This window comes from Dolichospermum circinale AWQC310F (assembly GCF_000426925.1).
GTDB lineage: Bacteria > Cyanobacteriota > Cyanobacteriia > Cyanobacteriales > Nostocaceae > Dolichospermum > Dolichospermum circinale.
The window spans coordinates 10404-11089 of sequence record NZ_KE384706.1; the positions used below are offsets into that span (position 1 = coordinate 10404).

A 686-nucleotide genomic window follows, 5' to 3' on the forward strand; every position below is an offset into this window, starting at 1 on the left:
GAAGGCGACTTTCATTCGGTACAATAAATAGACCATAATTCCGTTCAGAGCCGCCATTATTCTGTTTCGTAATAATCGGTTGCCAATCACCTTTAATTTGAGTTTGATTAACCCATGCTTCTAGGGTAAAGGTGTTCAAACTCAAAGCCGCACTATGGGGAACTTCGACATAATTATTAACACCATTAAAAGACAGGGCTGTGTCATTGCAGAATCCTAAAACGCCTTTATCGGGTAAATCGGTGACGGTGTAGATAATATTGGCAGGGGCAAGTTGTTCAGTCGGTGTACCTGTTTGGTTAACATGAGTTGCACCAATAATATTACCATTATTGCCATTAATGGTTTTATCTAATGCAGTGCTGCCACTCGGTTCATTAAAGTTCCAGTAACCTGCTAATCCTGTTTCATTACCAACTAGTTGTTGATTGTAATTAGCCTGGATTTGGGCTTGGGTACGGGCAACATTCCAAATGCGAACATCGTCAATTTGTCCAGCAAAAGGATTCCAGGCATTAAGTTCTCGCCCAATCTTAACCGGATAATTATTTTGCAATGGCGTACCAACCCAATCAACACTGGTATCTAACTGTCCATTGATATATAAACTCAGTTTAGCACCATCATAAGTGGCAGCAACATGAGTTAATTGATTGAGAGTGAGTGAACCTTGGTTTGTTTCAAAG

General features: G+C 40.2%; 1 protein-coding gene. It reads right to left on the bottom strand.

Annotation, left to right across the window (positions count from 1 at the left end; translation table 11 throughout):
• Nucleotides 1–686 (bottom strand): LamG domain-containing protein (locus ACIR310F_RS23030; protein WP_035368389.1); only part of this gene is annotated, 686 nt, incomplete at both ends.